This is a genomic window from Kutzneria sp. CA-103260, assembly GCF_018263855.1.
In the GTDB taxonomy this organism is placed as follows: domain Bacteria; phylum Actinomycetota; class Actinomycetes; order Mycobacteriales; family Pseudonocardiaceae; genus Kutzneria.
The window spans coordinates 8,184,667-8,199,724 of sequence record NZ_CP073318.1 but is presented as its reverse complement, the minus strand read 5'-3'; the positions used below and the strand labels follow the sequence as shown (position 1 = coordinate 8,199,724).

Annotated in this window: 15 protein-coding genes; 9 read left to right on the top strand and 6 right to left on the bottom strand. The window is 71.3% G+C overall.

What is annotated here, in order from left to right; all coding sequences use genetic code 11:
- Positions 1-34 precede the first annotated feature (34 nt).
- Positions 35-661, top strand: coding sequence for a DUF2537 domain-containing protein (locus tag JJ691_RS36000; protein WP_211764004.1), 627 nt, complete (start codon positions 35-37; stop codon positions 659-661).
- An 85-nt stretch (positions 662-746) separates the two neighbouring features.
- Here JJ691_RS36000 and JJ691_RS35995 read toward each other — a convergent pair whose 3' ends face one another.
- Both JJ691_RS35995 and JJ691_RS35990 read right to left on the bottom strand, forming a co-directional pair.
- Positions 747-2,579, bottom strand: coding sequence for an ABC transporter ATP-binding protein (locus JJ691_RS35995; RefSeq protein ID WP_211764003.1), 1,833 nt, complete (start codon positions 2,577-2,579; stop codon positions 747-749).
- Entirely contained in the window at positions 2,579-4,363 is a 1,785-nt protein-coding gene (locus tag JJ691_RS35990; protein ID WP_211764002.1) for an ABC transporter ATP-binding protein, read from the bottom strand. The genes JJ691_RS35995 and JJ691_RS35990 overlap by 1 nt, the downstream gene beginning before the upstream one ends.
- Before the next feature lie 363 nt (positions 4,364-4,726).
- On the opposite strand from JJ691_RS35990, the gene JJ691_RS35985 reads away from it, so the two are divergent.
- On the top strand, positions 4,727-4,954 hold the full coding sequence (locus tag JJ691_RS35985; protein WP_249227232.1) for a hypothetical protein: 228 nt from the start codon (positions 4,727-4,729) through the stop codon (positions 4,952-4,954).
- 7 nt (positions 4,955-4,961) lie between these two features.
- Here JJ691_RS35985 and sepH read toward each other — a convergent pair whose 3' ends face one another.
- The 4 genes from sepH to JJ691_RS35965 all read right to left on the bottom strand — a co-directional run bounded on the left by sepH (position 4,962) and on the right by JJ691_RS35965 (position 9,180).
- On the bottom strand, positions 4,962-5,939 hold the full coding sequence (gene sepH / locus JJ691_RS35980) for a septation protein SepH (RefSeq protein WP_211764001.1): 978 nt from the start codon (positions 5,937-5,939) through the stop codon (positions 4,962-4,964).
- Between the two features lie 173 nt (positions 5,940-6,112).
- Complete coding sequence (gene serC / locus JJ691_RS35975; protein WP_211764000.1) at positions 6,113-7,246, bottom strand: phosphoserine transaminase; 1,134 nt, start codon at positions 7,244-7,246, stop codon at positions 6,113-6,115.
- A gap of 121 nt (positions 7,247-7,367) precedes the next feature.
- A complete protein-coding gene (locus JJ691_RS35970; protein WP_211763999.1) occupies positions 7,368-7,904 on the bottom strand; it encodes a tetratricopeptide repeat protein in 537 nt (178 codons plus the stop codon).
- A 169-nt stretch (positions 7,905-8,073) separates the two neighbouring features.
- Entirely contained in the window at positions 8,074-9,180 is a 1,107-nt protein-coding gene (locus JJ691_RS35965; RefSeq protein WP_211763998.1) for a citrate synthase 2, read from the bottom strand.
- 96 nt (positions 9,181-9,276) lie between these two features.
- Here JJ691_RS35965 and JJ691_RS35960 point away from each other — a divergent pair, with 96 nt between their 5' ends.
- From JJ691_RS35960 to pdxH, 7 genes are all read left to right on the top strand, one after another.
- Entirely contained in the window at positions 9,277-9,579 is a 303-nt protein-coding gene (locus tag JJ691_RS35960; RefSeq protein WP_211763997.1) for an urease subunit gamma, read from the top strand.
- Positions 9,580-9,587: 8 nt separating this feature from the next.
- Complete coding sequence (locus JJ691_RS35955; RefSeq protein ID WP_211763996.1) at positions 9,588-9,893, top strand: urease subunit beta; 306 nt, start codon at positions 9,588-9,590, stop codon at positions 9,891-9,893.
- Entirely contained in the window at positions 9,890-11,593 is a 1,704-nt protein-coding gene (locus JJ691_RS35950) for an urease subunit alpha (protein WP_249227231.1), read from the top strand. The genes JJ691_RS35955 and JJ691_RS35950 overlap by 4 nt, the downstream gene beginning before the upstream one ends.
- A complete protein-coding gene (locus tag JJ691_RS35945; protein WP_211763994.1) occupies positions 11,593-12,216 on the top strand; it encodes an urease accessory protein UreF in 624 nt (207 codons plus the stop codon). Before JJ691_RS35950 ends, JJ691_RS35945 begins: the two co-directional genes overlap by 1 nt.
- Positions 12,206-12,967, top strand: a complete 762-nt coding sequence (gene ureG, locus JJ691_RS35940) for an urease accessory protein UreG (protein WP_249227230.1) — start codon at positions 12,206-12,208, stop codon at positions 12,965-12,967. The genes JJ691_RS35945 and ureG overlap by 11 nt, the downstream gene beginning before the upstream one ends.
- A gap of 100 nt (positions 12,968-13,067) precedes the next feature.
- Positions 13,068-13,862: an urease accessory protein UreD gene (locus JJ691_RS35935; RefSeq protein WP_211763992.1), complete on the top strand. Its 795-nt coding sequence runs from the start codon at positions 13,068-13,070 to the stop codon at positions 13,860-13,862.
- A 499-nt stretch (positions 13,863-14,361) separates the two neighbouring features.
- The gene (gene pdxH, locus JJ691_RS35930) at positions 14,362-15,027 is read left to right on the top strand and encodes a pyridoxamine 5'-phosphate oxidase (protein ID WP_211763991.1); all 666 of its coding nucleotides are present in this window, start codon (positions 14,362-14,364) and stop codon (positions 15,025-15,027) included.
- The last annotated feature ends 31 nt before the right edge of the window (positions 15,028-15,058 follow it).

The window sequence follows — 15,058 nt, the reverse complement described above, 5'->3', positions numbered from 1 at the left end:
GCAGGCAGGTGCCGACCGGTCGGAGGGGACATCCGTGCAGCTTCACGCCCGAGGCGGCCGCGCCGTGCTGGTCGGCCACGACGGCACCCAGATGCGTGAGGTCGACCCCCGGTCACTCGCGTTGCCGGCGGAGCTCACCGCGGCCCTGCACGAGTGGGCCGAGGTCGCGCACGCGCTCGTGCCCAACGACCATGAGCCGGTCGGCGGCACGGCCGGTGACCTGGTCACCCGACGGGGCCGGCAGCTGGCCGGCCGGCTGGCCACCGAGCTGGGGCTGCCCATCGACTACGCCGACCCGGTGACCGGCGAGGTGCACGAGATCGAGCCCGCCGTCGCCGTCGCCGCGCCGGTGGAGTCCGACGACGTCGAGGCCGACTTCCCGGCCCGGGAGCCGACGCCGTGGGCCACCGGCCTGACCGTGACGGTCGTGGTGGCCCTGATGATCGTGGTGGCGGTGACCTCGCTGTCGTTGGCCCTGGCCCAGGCCAGCCTGTGGCTGGCGGTCATCGCCAACGTGGTGATCATCGGCGGCCTGTCGCCCTCGGTCTGGCTGGCCCGCGACGTCCCGGTCTGGCGCTGGGTCGCCCTCGGTGTGGCCAGCGGCCTAGGCCTGGCCTGGATCGCCCTCCTCCTGAGCCTGCTGGGCCCCGCCACCAGCTGAACCCCCGCGAGTCCCGCTCTCAGGCAACCATGTGTCGAGTTCGAAACTCGACATTCAGGTGCCCGAGAGCGGGACTCGCGGGTTATCAGGCCAGGGACTCCAGCCAGGCCTCGTGCAGCTTGGCGAAGCGGCCGTGCTGGCCGATGAGGTCGGCCGGGGAGCCGTCCTCGACGATGCGGCCGCCGTCGACGACCAGCACCCGGTCGGCGATCAGCACGGTCGACAGCCGGTGCGCGATGATCACCGCCGTGCGCTCGGCCAGCACCGTCTCCAGCGCCGCCTGCACCGCCCGCTCGGTCGGCACGTCCAGACTGGACGTCGCCTCGTCGAGCACCAGCACCGACGGGTCGGCCAGCAGCGCCCGGGCGAACGCCACCAGCTGCCGCTGGCCCGCCGACAGCCGGCCGCCGCGCTTGCGGACGTCGGTGTCGTAGCCCTCCGGCAGGGCGCTGATGAACTCGTGCGCCCCGACCGCGGCGGCTGCCCGCCGCACGTCGTCCGGGGTGGCGTCCGGCCGGCCCATCGCGATGTTGTCCGCGACCGACCCGGCGAACAGGAAGTTCTCCTGCGTCACCATGGTCACCGCCGAGCGCAGGTCGACGTCGGCCACGTCCCGCAGGTTCACGCCGTCCAGCGACACCGTGCCGGCCGACGGGTCGTAGAACCGGGCCACCAGCTTGGCCAGCGTCGACTTGCCGGCGCCGGTCGCGCCGACCACCGCGATGGTCTGCCCGGCCGGCACGTGCAGGTCGAACTCCGGCAGCACCACCGGCGTGTCCGGCCGGTAGCGGAACTCCACCCGGTCGAAGCGGATCTCGCCACGCCGTCCCTCGCGGGGCAGCGGCTTCGGCTCGGCCGGCTCAGCCACCGCCGGCTCCTCCTCCAGCACGCCGGAGATCTTCTCCAGCGCGGCCACCGCGGCCGAGTAGGAGTTCGCGAACATGGCCAGATCATCCAGCGGGTCGTAGAAGCGCCGCAGGTACAACGCGAACGCTGCCAGCACGCCCAGTTGCAGGCTGCCGTCGACGACCCGCAGCGCACCCCAGGCCAGCACCACGGCCATGGTCAGGTTGCCGACCAGGCGGACCGTGGCGGTGAACCGGGCCATCACCTTGAAGGCCCGGTTGTTGGCGTCCCGGTACTCGACGTTGACCTCGTGCAGGATCTGCTCGTTGCGGCCGTGCCGGCGGTAGGCCTGCACCGCGCGGATCCCGTTCATGGTCTCCACGAACTGCACGATCACCTTGGCCACGGCGGTGGTGGTGGCCCGGTACGCCTTGTGCGAGGCGCGCCGGAACCAGCGGGCCACGATGAGCACCGGGATGAAGCCGGCCAGCACCACCAGGGCCAGTCGCAGGTCCAGCACCAGCAGCGTGACCGCGATGCCGACCACGGTGAACAGCGAGCTGAGCAGCCCGTCCAGGCCCATGTCGAGCAGGTCGTCGATGGACTCCACGTCCGAGGACAGCCGGGAGATGATCTTGCCCGAGGTGTAGGACTCGTGGAACGACAGGGAAAGCCGCTGCACGTGCCGGAACACCCGGTGCCGCAGGTCGAGCAGCAGGTCCTGGCCGACCCGGCCGGACAGCCGCACGAACCCGAACTTCGCGCCCGCGCTGGCCAGGCCGCACACGGCGTAGCCGAGCACGCACCAGGTCAGGGTGGCCGGGTGGCCGGCGACCACACCGGCCACGCCGCGGTCGATGGCCGCCGCGACCAGCAGTGGGCCGGCCAGCTGGGCGCCGTTCTCCAGCACCACGTAGACCAGCGCCAGCGCCACGGACCACTTGTGCGGCCGCAGCAACGACACCAGCAGCCGGCGCGACCGCGCCTGCAGCTTGGCCGTCACGGCCTTGCCGACGTCCTCGATGTCCTCGGCGGCGACGCCGCGCCAGTCGGTAGCGGTCGGCGCGCTCATCAGACCGCCACCTCCTCGTCCTCGTCCAATGTGGACAGCAGTCGCCGGTACTCGGCGTTGTCGGCCAACAGCTCGGAATGCGTGCCCACGGCGGCGATCCGGCCGTCGACCAGCATCGCCACCCGGTCGGCCAGCTGCACCGTGCTCGGCCGGTGGGCGACCACCAGCGCCGTCACGTCGTGCAGCACGCGGCGCAGCGCCCGCTCCACCTCGCCCTCGGTGTGAACGTCCAAAGCGGACAGTGGGTCGTCCAGCACCAGCACCGCCGGCCGGCCGACGACGGCCCGGGCCAGCGCCAGCCGCTGCCGCTGACCGCCGGACAGCGACAGACCCTGCTCGCCGACGCGGGTCGCGATGCCCCACGGCAGCTTCTCCACGAACTCCTCGGCCTGCGCCACCCGCAGCGCCTCGTGTACGTCCTCGTCGGACGCGCCCGGGGCGCCGAGCGCCACGTTCTCCCGGACGGAAGCGGAGAACAGCACCGGCTCCTCGAACGCCGTGGCCACGATCCGCCGCAGGTCGTCCAGCCGCAGATCGCGGACGTCGACGCCGTCCACGGTCACGCTGCCGCTGGTGACGTCGGCCAGCCGCGCCACCAGTGCGGTCAGTGCCGTCTTGCCCGAGCCGGTGCCGCCGACCAGCGCGACCGTCTCGCCGGGACGAACGTCCAGGTCCACGCCCTTGAGCACTTCGCGCGTGCCACCGTCGTAGGCGAAGTGCACGTCCTCGAACACCAGATGACCGCGCACCTCGTCGGGCAGCGGCCGGGGCTGCTCCGGCTCGACGATCGTGTTGATCTCGTCGCGGACCTCCCAGTACCGGTCGCAGGCCGAGGCGGCCATGTTGGTCTCGGCCAGCAGCCAGCCGATCGAGTCGAACGGCCAGCGCAGGAAGGTGCTCACGGTGATCGCCGCGATCAGCGTGCCGGCGGTGAGCGTGCCGTTGGCGATGCCGACGCCGCCGACCGCGAGCTCGCCGGCGATCGCCACCTCGGGCAGGCTGACCAGCACCGCCCACAGCGCCGCCATCACGCGGACCTTGCTCAGCTCCGCGCCCCGCAATGTCTTGGCCTGCAACACGAACGACCTGGTCATGTCCCGGCCGCGGCCGAACGCCTTGAGCACCCGGATGCCCAGCACCGATTCCTCCACGGTGCTGGCCAGGTCTCCCTGCAGGTCCTGGGCCCGGCGGGCGTAGATCTTGTACTTGGTCTCGAACAGATACGACAGCACCATCAGCGGCGCGCCGCAGGCGATCACGATCAGCCCCAGCAGCGGCGAGAGCGTGAGCAGCACGCCGACACCCACCACCAGCACGGTGCTGTTGACCACCAGGAACACCGCGGCGAAGGCGATGAACCGGCGCAGCGTGCTCAGGTCGTTCACGGCTCGGGACAGCAGCTGACCCGACTGCCAGCGGTCGTGGAAGGCCACCGGCAGCCGCTGGAGATGGTGGTACAGGTCTTCCCGCAGCCGCATCTCGACCGTGGTGCTCGGTCGCACGTTCAATCGCCGGCGGGCGTAGAACAGCACGGCCTCGATCACCCCGAGGACCAGCACCAGAGCCACCAGCCAGGGCAGCTGCGACAGCTCGTGGCGGGCCACCGGGCCGTCGATGATCTGCTGGATGACCAGTGGAATGGACAGCCCGGCCAGCATCGCTCCCAGCGCCGCCACCAGCGAGGCGTACAGGTCGAACCGCACCGGACGCACATAGGGCCACAGCCTGCTCAGTGTGGCGAAGGATGAGCGGTGGGTGACGGACTGGGCTCCGTCGTCACTCATTCGACAATCCCCCTTCGAGTTTCACCTCGACCATACGTAGGACCCCTGACATCGACATCCGAATTTCTGTGCCCACGGCGCCGCCTTCGGCGTCGCGGCTCGGCCCCTTTGGGGCCGATGCCTGTCCCTTGCCGGATTTCGATCGCCGCATCGGGCCAGGTGGTGGGTCCGTCGGGTGGCGGCGATCGAAATCCGGCGTGCGGGCCAAGCATCGGCGGGGCCTCGCATACCCGGCGTTCAGACTCCGGAACATCCTGCGGGCTCCAGCGCACTCGAGGTCAAGTGCGTCGCCGCAGGTCACCTGCCGTGGTGGTGCTCGGATGAGGGGTGTCGGGCCGCGCGAAACCGGCGCATGATGCACCCATGACGCGACCCGAGTCCGTGCACTATCTGCGCACGGAGCCGACGATGGCGTTCCCGGAGGGCCGGCTGTTGGCCCGCAAGCAGCGCCAGCTCTACGTGCTCGCCCCGGACGGCTGGACCCGGCTCGGCGCCGATCGTCCGATCGACGCCAAGCCGCTGACCCGTCAGGAGGCCGAGGACTGGTGCGAGCGCGAAGGCCTGGACTGGCAGGCCTTCGAGCAGCTCTGACTCCGACCTAGCGCTGCGAGCGAACCCCGAGCAGCACGTCCTCCCAGGACGGCACGATCGGGTGATTCTTCTTGCCCCGACGCGGCGGCGCCTCCGCCTTGCGGGCGGCAGGCTGGGCCTCCGGCTGCTTCGGCGCCGGCTCGGGCGCCTGCGCGGCCGGCGGCTCCTCCACCGGCTCCGGATCGGTGATCGCGGGGGCCGGCGCCGGCGTCGGCACGGTCGGCTCGACCCGCGCGGTCTCCGGCTCGGGCATGACCGGGGCCGGCGGCTCCGGCGTCGGCTCGGGCGCCACCGGCGGCGGCGTCACGGCCTGGGCCGGCACCGGCGCGGCCGGGGCCTGGTGCTCCAGCTCCAGTGCCTGCCGGGCCAGCTCCGTCACCGGCCGCACGGTGCGCAGCGGCCGGTTCGGGGACGGGTCCAGCAGGTCGATGGCGTGGTCGTCGATCGGCGAGACGGTGCCGCCGTGCGCGCCCGGGTGGAACGTCCAGTGCGCCCGGTTCTCCGACCTACCGGCCTGCCAGTGCAGCTGAATGATCCACTTGCCGTCCTCGCCGCGCCACGAGTCCCAGTTGACCGCGGTGTAGTCCTGGCCGCGCAGGCCGAAGGAGTGCGCGATGACCTCGCCGAGGGTCTGCACGTCCGGCCCGTCCTCGCGGATCGGGTGGGCGCGCTGGGCCAGCTCGGCGGTGCGGGAGCGCTCCAGCAGCACGGGGTAGGCGAACCGCTCGACACGGTGCGTCGGCAGGCCGGCCGCCGCGGCGACCTGCTCCACCGACTCGCCGGCCCGGATGCGGGCCTGGATCTCGCGGGGACGCATCTGCACGTCGGTCTCCGCGGCGATCTGGCCGAGGCGGGCGACGTCGCCCCGCGCGGCGGCGCGCAGCCGCTCGTCGCAGGGAATGGTGTACCGCTCACCGCGAACGGGGTCTTCGCAGATGACAGATGTGCCGTCGTCGTCGAGCCCGACGACTCGCAGCGCTCGCATCACGGCCTCCCCGATCTGTCACCCCGCCAACAGCCAACGATAGTTCGGCGCGCCTACTTGACGCCGCAGGCGCGCCGAGTCTATCGACATCCGACCACGATCCTGCCGGATTTACTAGCTAAGACGCATGGCGAGGCGATCAGGTTCACCACTACGGACCGTGATCCAAACGATCACAGTTGACCGACGACCCACTCCACGCACTTGGTCAGCGCCGTGACGTCGTCCGGGTCGATGGCCGGGAACATGGCCACCCGCAGCTGGTTCTTGCCCAGCTTGCGGTACGGCTCCACGTCCACGACACCGTTGGCCCGCAGCACCTTGGCCACCGTCGCGGCGTCCACGTCGTCCGAGAAGTTGATCGTGCCCACGACCTGGGAGCGGTTGGCCGGGTTGGCCACGTACGGGGTGGTGTACTCGGTGGCCTCGGCCCAGGAGTACAGCCGCTGCGAGGAGTCGGCCGTGCGGGCCGTCGTCCACTCCAGACCGCCGTTGCCCAGCATCCACTCGATCTGCTCGGCCAGCAGGAACAGCGTGGCCACCGCCGGGGTGTTGTAGGTCTGGTCCTTGGTGGAGTTGTCCAGCGCCGTGGTCAGCGACAGGAACTCCGGCACCCAGCGGTCCGAGGCGCCGATCTCCGCGACCCGCTCCAGGGCCGCCGGGCTCATCAGCGCCAGCCACAGGCCGCCGTCCGAGGCGAACGACTTCTGCGGCGCGAAGTAGTAGACGTCGAAGTCCTCGGCCTTGACCGGCAGGCCGCCGGCGCCCGAGGTGGCGTCGATGGCGACCAGAGCGCCCTCCGAGCCCGCCGGGCGGACCACCGGCACGGCGACACCCGTCGAGGTCTCGTTGTGGGCCCAGCCGACCAGGTCGGCGCCGGCCTGGTAGGCGATCTCCGGGGCGTCGCCCGGCTCCGCCTTCACCACGATCGGGTCGGCCAGGAACGGCGCGCCCTTGGTGACGGTGGCGAACTTCGAGGAGAACTCCCCGTAGGTGAAGTGCTGCGACCGCTCGCGGACCAGGCCGAACGCCGCGGCGTCCCAGAAGGCGGTGGTGCCGCCGTTGCCGAGCACGACCTCGTAGCCCTCGGGCAGCGAGAACAGCTCGCGCAGGCCCGCGCGGACCCGGCCGACCAAGGACTTCACCGGCTTCTGCCGGTGCGATGTGCCCATGTACTGCGCGCCGGACTCGGCCAGCCGGGCCAGCTGCTCGGGACGGACCTTGGACGGGCCGCAGCCGAAGCGGCCGTCGGACGGGCGCAGCTCGGCGGGGAGGATGAGGGTGGCTGGGTCTGCGGTCTGCGTCATGCCGGCGCCTCCGGACGTGTCAGCAAGTAGCGAGGGATGCCGGCGCCGTTGCCGGGAAGGAGTCAGTGTTGCAAACCGGTGTCCGTCACGTGACGGCCGGGTGTTCTGCGCCACACCGTAGTCACGGATCGGTCAGGTCGGCCAGTAGCACCGCCTGGGCGCTGGCGGCGATGTCGTCCCAGCTGTCCGGCGGCAGCTCCAGCAGCCGACGCACCCGCTGGCGGCTGGACAGCAGCTGCATCAGTGTCGCGTCATCGACCGCGTCGGAGGTGTCGAAGTTCTGGTAGAACGCCAGACCCGTGGTGAACCAGGACAGCGCCCCGTCCAGGTCCGCCGCCTCCTCCAGCACCTCGCCCGCGCAGACGTAGGCGAACGGGTCGTCCGGCCGCGACCGCCGCAGCTCGGCCAGCGTGTGCAGGGCCCGATCCGGCCGGCCCGTGTCGAACAGGAATCCCGCGTAGTACGTCCGGGCGTCGCCCACAACGTGGCCGCCGTCGGCGATCGCCGCCTCGAACAGCTCGCCCGCCCGGTCCGACCGACCGGCCGCCGCCCACCCCTCCGCGGCCTCCACCAGGTACTGCGCCCGCTCCCGCGGGATCAGCGCCGCCAGCCGCTCCGCCTCCGCCGCCTCGGCGGCTCTGGCGCTCGCGTCCCGCATTCCCGGAGGCTAACTCGTGAGAGCGCATCCAAACGCCACCTCAGAGAGTGGTTTGCGAACCCCCGTTCACTCGAACGGCGCACTCCCACCCCCTCGTTTTTCGCCACATGTGGACCACATTCGACGTTCCACGCGGAATGCGGACCACATGTGGCCGAAAGAGGCGGGGTCAGGCGTGGGCGATGGAGTCCCAGCCGTCGACCTCGTCGGGCTTGCGGGGGCCGGGGCCGATGTACGACGCCGAGGGGCGGACCAGGCGGCCGGTGCGCTTCTGCTCCAGGATGTGCGCGCACCAGCCGGCGGTGCGGGCGCAGGTGAACATGGCCGGCATCATGTGCGGCGGGACCTCGGCGAAGTCGAGGATCACCGCCGCCCAGAACTCGACGTTGGTCTCGATGGCCCGGTCGGGACGGCGTTCCCGCAGCTCGGCCAGGGCGGCCTGTTCGAGGGCGTTGGCGACCTCGTAGCGGGCGGCGCCCAGTTCGTGGCAGGTGCGGCGGAGCACGCGGGCGCGCGGGTCCTCGGCGCGGTAGACGCGGTGGCCGAAGCCCATCAGCCGCTCGCCCCGGTCGAGGATGCCGGCGACGACGGCGCGGGCGTCACCGACCCGTTCGACCTCCTCGATCATCGGCAGCACCCGGGCGGGCGCGCCGCCGTGCAGCGGCCCGGACATGGCGCCGATGGCCCCGGACATGGAGGCGGCCACGTCGGCCCCGGTGGAGGCGATGACCCGGGCGGTGAAGGTGGAGGCGTTCATGCCGTGCTCGGCGGCGGACACGAAGTACGCGTCGACGGCCTTGATGTGCGCGGGATCGGGCTCGGCGCGCCAGCGGGTCATGAACCGCTCGGTGATCGTGCGGCACTCGTCGATACGCCGCTGCGACACCGCGGCCCGGCCGATGCCGCGGGCCGACTGGGCCACGTAGGACAGGGCCATCACCGACGCCCGGGCCAGCTGGTCGCGGGCCTGCTCGTCACTGATGTCCAGCAGCGGCTGGTAGCCCCAGATGGGCGCGAGCATGGCCAGCGCGGCCTGCACGTCGACCCGCACATCCCCGGTGTGCACGGGGATCGGGAACGGCTCGGCCGGCGGCAGCCCGGGCCCGAACCGGCCGTCCACGAGCAGCGCCCACACGTTGCCGAACGTCACCCGTCCGGCTAGATCCTCGATGTCCACGCCGCGATAGCGCAGCGCGCCGCCGTCGCGGTCGGGTTCGGCGATCTCCGTGCGAAACGCGACGACACCTTCGAGCCCTGGCCGGAATCCGTCCTCCATGGCCGAAGCCTGCACCCACGGCGGCCGATCGGCAATCGCTGGTAAACATCATGTTGCCGTCGCCACAGGGCGGTCACGGCGTGTTAGATCTCTGCCATGCACCTCACGCCGCACGAACGGGACAAGCTGCTGGTGCACGTGGCCGCGGACGTGGCCCGGCGCCGGCTGGACCGGGGTGTGCTGCTCAACTACCCGGAGTCGGTCGCGCTGATCACCGACCACGTGCTGGAGGGCGCCCGGGACGGCGAGTCGGTGTCGGCCCTGATGGCCAGCGGCCGCCAGGTGCTGCGCCGCGACCAGGTCCAGGCCGGCGTGCCCGAGATGCTGGACTCGGTGCAGGTGGAGGCCACCTTCCCGGACGGCACCAAGCTGGTCACCGTGCACGACCCGATCGCGTGAGGGTGTCGATGATTCCAGGCGAGATCATTCCCGGCGAGGAGCCGGTCGAGTTGAACCCGGGGCGGGAGCGCACGGTGCTGACGGTCGTCAACACCGCCGACCGGCCGGTGCAGGTCGGCTCGCACTACCACTTCGCGGCGGTCAACCCCGGGCTGGAGTTCGACCGGAAAGCGGCCTGGGGCAAGCGTTTGGACGTGCCGGCCGGCACCTCGGTGCGCTTCGAGCCGGGGGTGGAACGCGAGGTGGCGCTGGTGCCGATCGCCGGCAACCGGGTGGTTCCGGGGCTGCGCAAGGAATGGTCGGGGGCACTGTGACGAGCATCGACCGGCATCGGTACACGGAGCTGTTCGGCCCCACCGCGGGCGACCGGATCCGGCTGGCCGACACCAACCTGTTCATCCAGGTCACCGAGGACCGCAGCATGGGCGCGGGCTCCGGGGACGAGGTGGTCTTCGGCGGCGGCAAGGTGATCCGCGAGTCCATGGGCCAGGGCATGGCCACCCGGGCCGAGGGCGCGCCGGACGTGGTGATCACCGGTGCGGTGGTGCTGGACCACTGGGGCGTGGTCAAGGCCGACGTGGGCATCCGCGACGGCCGGATCGTCGGCATCGGCAAGGCCGGCAACCCCGACACCATGGACGGCGTCGACCCGGCGCTGGTGATCGGTCCGTCCACGGAGATCGTGGCCGGCAACGGCAAGATCCTCACCGCCGGCGGCATCGACTGCCACGTGCACTTCATCTGCCCGCAGCTGGTCGACCAGGCGCTGGCCGCCGGCCTGACCACGCTGATCGGCGGCGGCACCGGGCCGGCCGAGGGCACCAAGGCCACCACCGTGACGCCGGGATCCTGGAACCTGGCGCGGATGCTGGCCTCGATGGACTACCAGCCGGTCAACGTGCTGTTGCTGGGCAAGGGAAACACCGTCAGCGAGGAAGGGCTCTGGGAGCAGTTGCGGGGCGGCGCCGGCGGTTTCAAGCTGCACGAGGACTGGGGCACCACGCCGGCGGTGATCGACTCCGCGCTGCGCGTGGCCGACGCGTCCGGCGTGCAGGTGGCGATCCACACCGACACCCTGAACGAGGCCGGCTTCGTCGAGTCCACAGTGGACGCCATCGGCGGCCGGTCGATCAACGCCTACCACACCGAGGGGGCCGGCGGCGGGCACGCGCCGGACATCATCAAGGTGGTCGGCGAGCCCAACGTGCTGCCCTCGTCGACCAATCCGACCCGGCCGCACACCGTGAACACCCTGGACGAGCACCTGGACATGCTGGTGGTCTGCCACCACCTGAACCCGTCGGTGCCCGAGGACCTGGCCTTCGCCGAGAGCCGGATCCGGCCGACCACCATCGCCGCTGAGGACCTGCTGCACGACATCGGGGCCATCTCGATGATCAGCTCCGACTCGCAGGCGATGGGCCGGATCGGCGAGGTGATCATCCGGACCTGGCAGACCGCGCACGTGATGAAGGAACGCCGGGGCGTGCTGGGCGACAACGAGCGGGCCCAGCGCTACGTCGCCAAGTACACGATCAACCCGGCCATCGCGCACGGCATTGACCACGAGGTCGGGTCGGTGGAGGTCGGCAAACTGGCCGATCTGGTTTTGTGGGAGCCGAAGTTCTTTGGCGTGCGGCCGCACATGGTGCTCAAGGGCGGGTTCGCGGCGTGGGCGGCGATGGGCGACGCGAACGCCTCCATCCCCACGCCGCAACCAGTGCTGGCCCGGCCGATGTTTGGTGCCGCGCCGCGGGTTGCGGCGGCGAGTAGTGTGCATTTCGTGTCCCAGGCGGCCATCGACGACGGCCTGGCCAAGAGGTTGGGACTGTCGCGTCCTTTGCTGCCGATCGCCGACACGCGCCGGCGGGGCAAGGCCGACATGCTGCTGAACGACACGCTGCCCCGCGTCACCGTCGACCCGGACAGCTTTGCCGTGCACGTCGACGGCGAACTCGTCGAGCCCCATCCGGTGACGGAACTGCCCATGTCGCAACGCTATTTCCTGTTCTGATGTCGACAGTCCTGCTCGTGCTCGCCGATTCCCGCTTCCCGGGCGGCGGGCACGCCCACTCCGGCGGCGTCGAGGAGGCGGCCGCTCGCGGTCTGATCACCGATGAGCCGTCGTTGCAGTCTTTTCTGGACGGCCGGCTGCGCACTAATGGCCTGATGTCAGCGGCCTTCGCCGCCGCCGCTGTCGACGGTTCCTGGTCCACTTTGGATTTGGAGTTGGACGCCCGCACGCCCTCCCCGGCCCAACGTGCCGCCTCTCGGGCTCAGGGCAAGAGCACTTTGAGGGCCGGTCGCGTGGCTTGGCCATCACCACTCCTTGATGGGCTTTCCCAACCCCACCACGCCATCGCCATCGGCGCGCTGGTCCGCGTCGCCGGCGGCACGCCCCGTGAGGCCGCCGAGTGTGCCGCCTACCTCTCGGTGAGCGGGCCGGCCAGTGCCGCCGTACGGCTGCTCGGCCTCGATCCGTTCCGCGTCAACGCAATCGTGGCCCGGGTTGACCTCGCCACCGTCGTCGACGAAGCACTCAAGGGCCTGCCGATGCTCGGCGCTCCCGCGCTGGACCTGTTCGCCGACTCCCATGCCCGGATCCACCAGCAGGAGGTGCGTCTCTTTGTCAGCTGACCACGAGCACCCGGTTTCGTTCGACCCCACGTTCACCGTGCACGACCACCACGAGCAGTCGCCGACCGCCGGCCGCGCCGTCCGCATCGGCATCGGCGGGCCCGTCGGCAGCGGCAAGACCGCGCTGACCGCCGCGCTGTGCCGGGCCCTCGGCGACGAGATCGAGCTGGCCGTGGTGACCAACGACATCTACACCACCGAGGACGCCGACTTCCTGCGCCGGGCCGGCGTGCTCGACCCGGCCCGCATCGAGGCCGTCCAGACCGGCTGCTGCCCCCACACCGCCATCCGCGACGACATCAGCGCCAACCTCGACGCCGTCGAGACCCTGGAGCAGCGCTTCCCCGGCCTCGACCTGGTGATCATCGAGAGCGGCGGCGACAACCTCACCGCCACCTTCAGCCGGGGCCTCGTCGACCGCCAGGTCTTCGTCGTCGACGTCGCTGGCGGCGACAAGGTCCCGCGCAAGGGCGGCCCCGGCGTCACCACCGCCGACCTCCTCGTGATCAACAAGATCGACTTGGCTGAGCTGGTCGGCGCCGACCTGGAGGTGATGACCTCCGACGCGCACCGCATGCGCAACCACCGCCTGCCGGTCATCACCCAGTCCCTCACCCGCACCCCCGACGCCCCCGAGGTCGCCGACTGGGTCCGGCAGCAGCTGTCCCCCTCTGCCGCGTCCGACCAGCCAGGCGAACAGCTGGCGTCTTCGGGTGTGTCCGGCGCGGCCGACCGGGCGGCGAGCAGGTGATCACTTCGGGCGTGGCCGGTTCGGCCGACCGGCTGGGCGAGCGGTTGGCGGCCTCGAACGTGTCCGGCGTGGCCGACCGGGTGCGCGAGCTGATGGCCTGATGCGCGCTCGTGCCCGGCTGGCCGTCGAGCTGCGTGACGGCCGGAGTGTGCTGTCCGAGCTTCGCTCGGCTGCGCCCCTGACGCTGGTGCCGCAGCGCCGCCCTGGGACGGGACCGGCGGTCGTGCACCTGGTGAGTTCCGCGACCGCGCCGCTCGGGGGCGACGACCTCGCACTGGAGGTGCGCGTCGGCGCTGGAGCAATGCTGCAGCTTTGCGGCATTGCCGCAACACTCGCGCTGCCCGGCATCCATGGTGAGCGGAGCCGCACTTCGATTCGTTTCGACATCGATGTCAGCGGCACGGTCGTTTTCCTTCCCGAGCCCACCGTCGTCACCGCCCGCGCCGCGCACAGTTCACTCTTCACGGCGAATCTCGCCGACACCGCTCGACTGCGTTATCGGGAAGTGCTTGTGCTTGGCCGGGTCGGCGAGTCCCCGGGCAGCCTGGACAGCACCGTCGAGGTCGTTCGGGCCGGAACGCCGCTGCTTCGCCAGCGCATCGACATCGGCGACCCGGCCCTCACCGCCAGCTCCGCCTACCTCGCCGGGCACCGGGTTCTGGCCACCGAGCTGCTGGTCTGGGGCGCGGACCCGGCCACCGCCGCCAGCGGCGACTGGTGGTCGCTCGCCCCGCTGGCCCACGGTGGCTCGTTGGCTACCGCCCTCGCTCACGACGCCGTCACCGCCCAACGCCGCTTGGCCGCTGCGGTCGACGCCCACCCCGGCCTGGCCGTCGTCCGCACTGGACCTGCGCAAACGCCGACGAGCAAGGCCGAAGCGGTCGGGCAGCGCTGACGCCATCGAGCAGTGCGCACGCGGTTGAGCAACGCGTACGCCGATGAGCATTGCGCGCGCCGACGAGCAGTGCGTACGCCGTCGAGCAAAGCTGACGCCGTCGAGCAGCGCTGACGCGGTCGAGCAATGCGTGCGCCGTTGAGCAGTGCCGAGCATGTCGACCTGTGCCGACGCCGGCGAGCGGTGCCGGCGAGCATCGGGGGTGCCCCGGTCGCCGTCCGGGTGTGATGTCCCTCGCGAGGCTGGGGCCGGCGGGCGGGCATCAGGTGCGGGACTGCTGGTCGGTGGGGCCGCAGGTCGGGGGCGGGTTTCCACTGTGGACGGGCTTCTGAATTGATCACTTTTTCGATCCGGAACCGCTGTGTGGCCAATTCCCGTTCGTGATCACTTCGCCGGGTGTTCACCGTCACCTCGCGAGCGGTTCCGGTTTGGCGGCAAACCCCGTACCTTCCGACGAACACGGTTGGTACCACGAGTGCTCTTCCGCGCGGAGGTCGCTATGCCGGAAACCCAGTCCGAGACAAACATCGCGCTCCCGGCGATGCGAGTGTCCTACGAACAGGGCTCGCTGACCGAGATCGACCTAGCCGGAACCTGGCACGAGCAGCTGGGCTTGTGGTTGGACGAGGCGACGCGGGCGGGGTTGGCCGAGCCGAACGCGATGGTGCTGGCGACCGCCGACCCGGAGGGGCGGCCGTCCTCGCGAACAGTGCTGGCCAAGGGCCTGGACGCCCGCGGACTGGTGTTCTACACGAACTACACCTCCAACAAGAGCCACGACCTGAGGGCCACCCGCTACGCCTCGGCGACGTTCCCCTGGCTGGCGATGCAGCGGCAGGCGACGATCCGCGGCACGGTCGAGAAGGTGGACCAGGCGGAGACGGCGGCCTACTGGGCCAGCCGCCCGCGCGGCTCGCAGTTGGGGTCGTGGGCCTCGCCGCAGTCCCGGGTGGTGCGCGACCGCACGGTCCTGGACAGCGCGCTGGCCAACATCAACCGGCAGTTCGCGGACGCGGAGCGAGTACCGGTGCCGCCGCACTGGGGCGGCTGGCGGATCCGGCCGGAGATGGTCGAGTTCTGGCAGGGCCGGCAGGACCGGATGCACGACCGGCTGCGTTTCCACCTGGTCGGCGACGCCTGGCAGGTCGAGCGGCTCGCGCCGTAGTACCGCACACGAGCAGGGCGTCACACGCTGG

Excerpts from the sequence above, each read along its gene's own strand:
- JJ691_RS35990 (WP_211764002.1), bottom strand. The coding sequence starts at position 4,363 with ATGAGTGACGACGGAGCCCAGTCCGTCACCCACCGCTCATCCTTCGCC.
- pdxH (WP_211763991.1), top strand. The coding sequence starts at position 14,362 with ATGCCGGAAACCCAGTCCGAGACAAACATCGCGCTCCCGGCGATGCGA.
- JJ691_RS35985 (WP_249227232.1), top strand. The coding sequence starts at position 4,727 with ATGACGCGACCCGAGTCCGTGCACTATCTGCGCACGGAGCCGACGATG.
- sepH (WP_211764001.1), bottom strand. The coding sequence starts at position 5,939 with ATGCGAGCGCTGCGAGTCGTCGGGCTCGACGACGACGGCACATCTGTC.
- JJ691_RS35995 (WP_211764003.1), bottom strand. The coding sequence starts at position 2,579 with ATGAGCGCGCCGACCGCTACCGACTGGCGCGGCGTCGCCGCCGAGGAC.
- JJ691_RS35935 (WP_211763992.1), top strand. The coding sequence starts at position 13,068 with ATGCGCGCTCGTGCCCGGCTGGCCGTCGAGCTGCGTGACGGCCGGAGT.
- JJ691_RS35945 (WP_211763994.1), top strand. The coding sequence starts at position 11,593 with ATGTCGACAGTCCTGCTCGTGCTCGCCGATTCCCGCTTCCCGGGCGGC.
- JJ691_RS35955 (WP_211763996.1), top strand. The coding sequence starts at position 9,588 with ATGATTCCAGGCGAGATCATTCCCGGCGAGGAGCCGGTCGAGTTGAAC.
- JJ691_RS35965 (WP_211763998.1), bottom strand. The coding sequence starts at position 9,180 with ATGGAGGACGGATTCCGGCCAGGGCTCGAAGGTGTCGTCGCGTTTCGC.
- JJ691_RS35960 (WP_211763997.1), top strand. The coding sequence starts at position 9,277 with ATGCACCTCACGCCGCACGAACGGGACAAGCTGCTGGTGCACGTGGCC.
- JJ691_RS35970 (WP_211763999.1), bottom strand. The coding sequence starts at position 7,904 with ATGCGGGACGCGAGCGCCAGAGCCGCCGAGGCGGCGGAGGCGGAGCGG.
- serC (WP_211764000.1), bottom strand. The coding sequence starts at position 7,246 with ATGACGCAGACCGCAGACCCAGCCACCCTCATCCTCCCCGCCGAGCTG.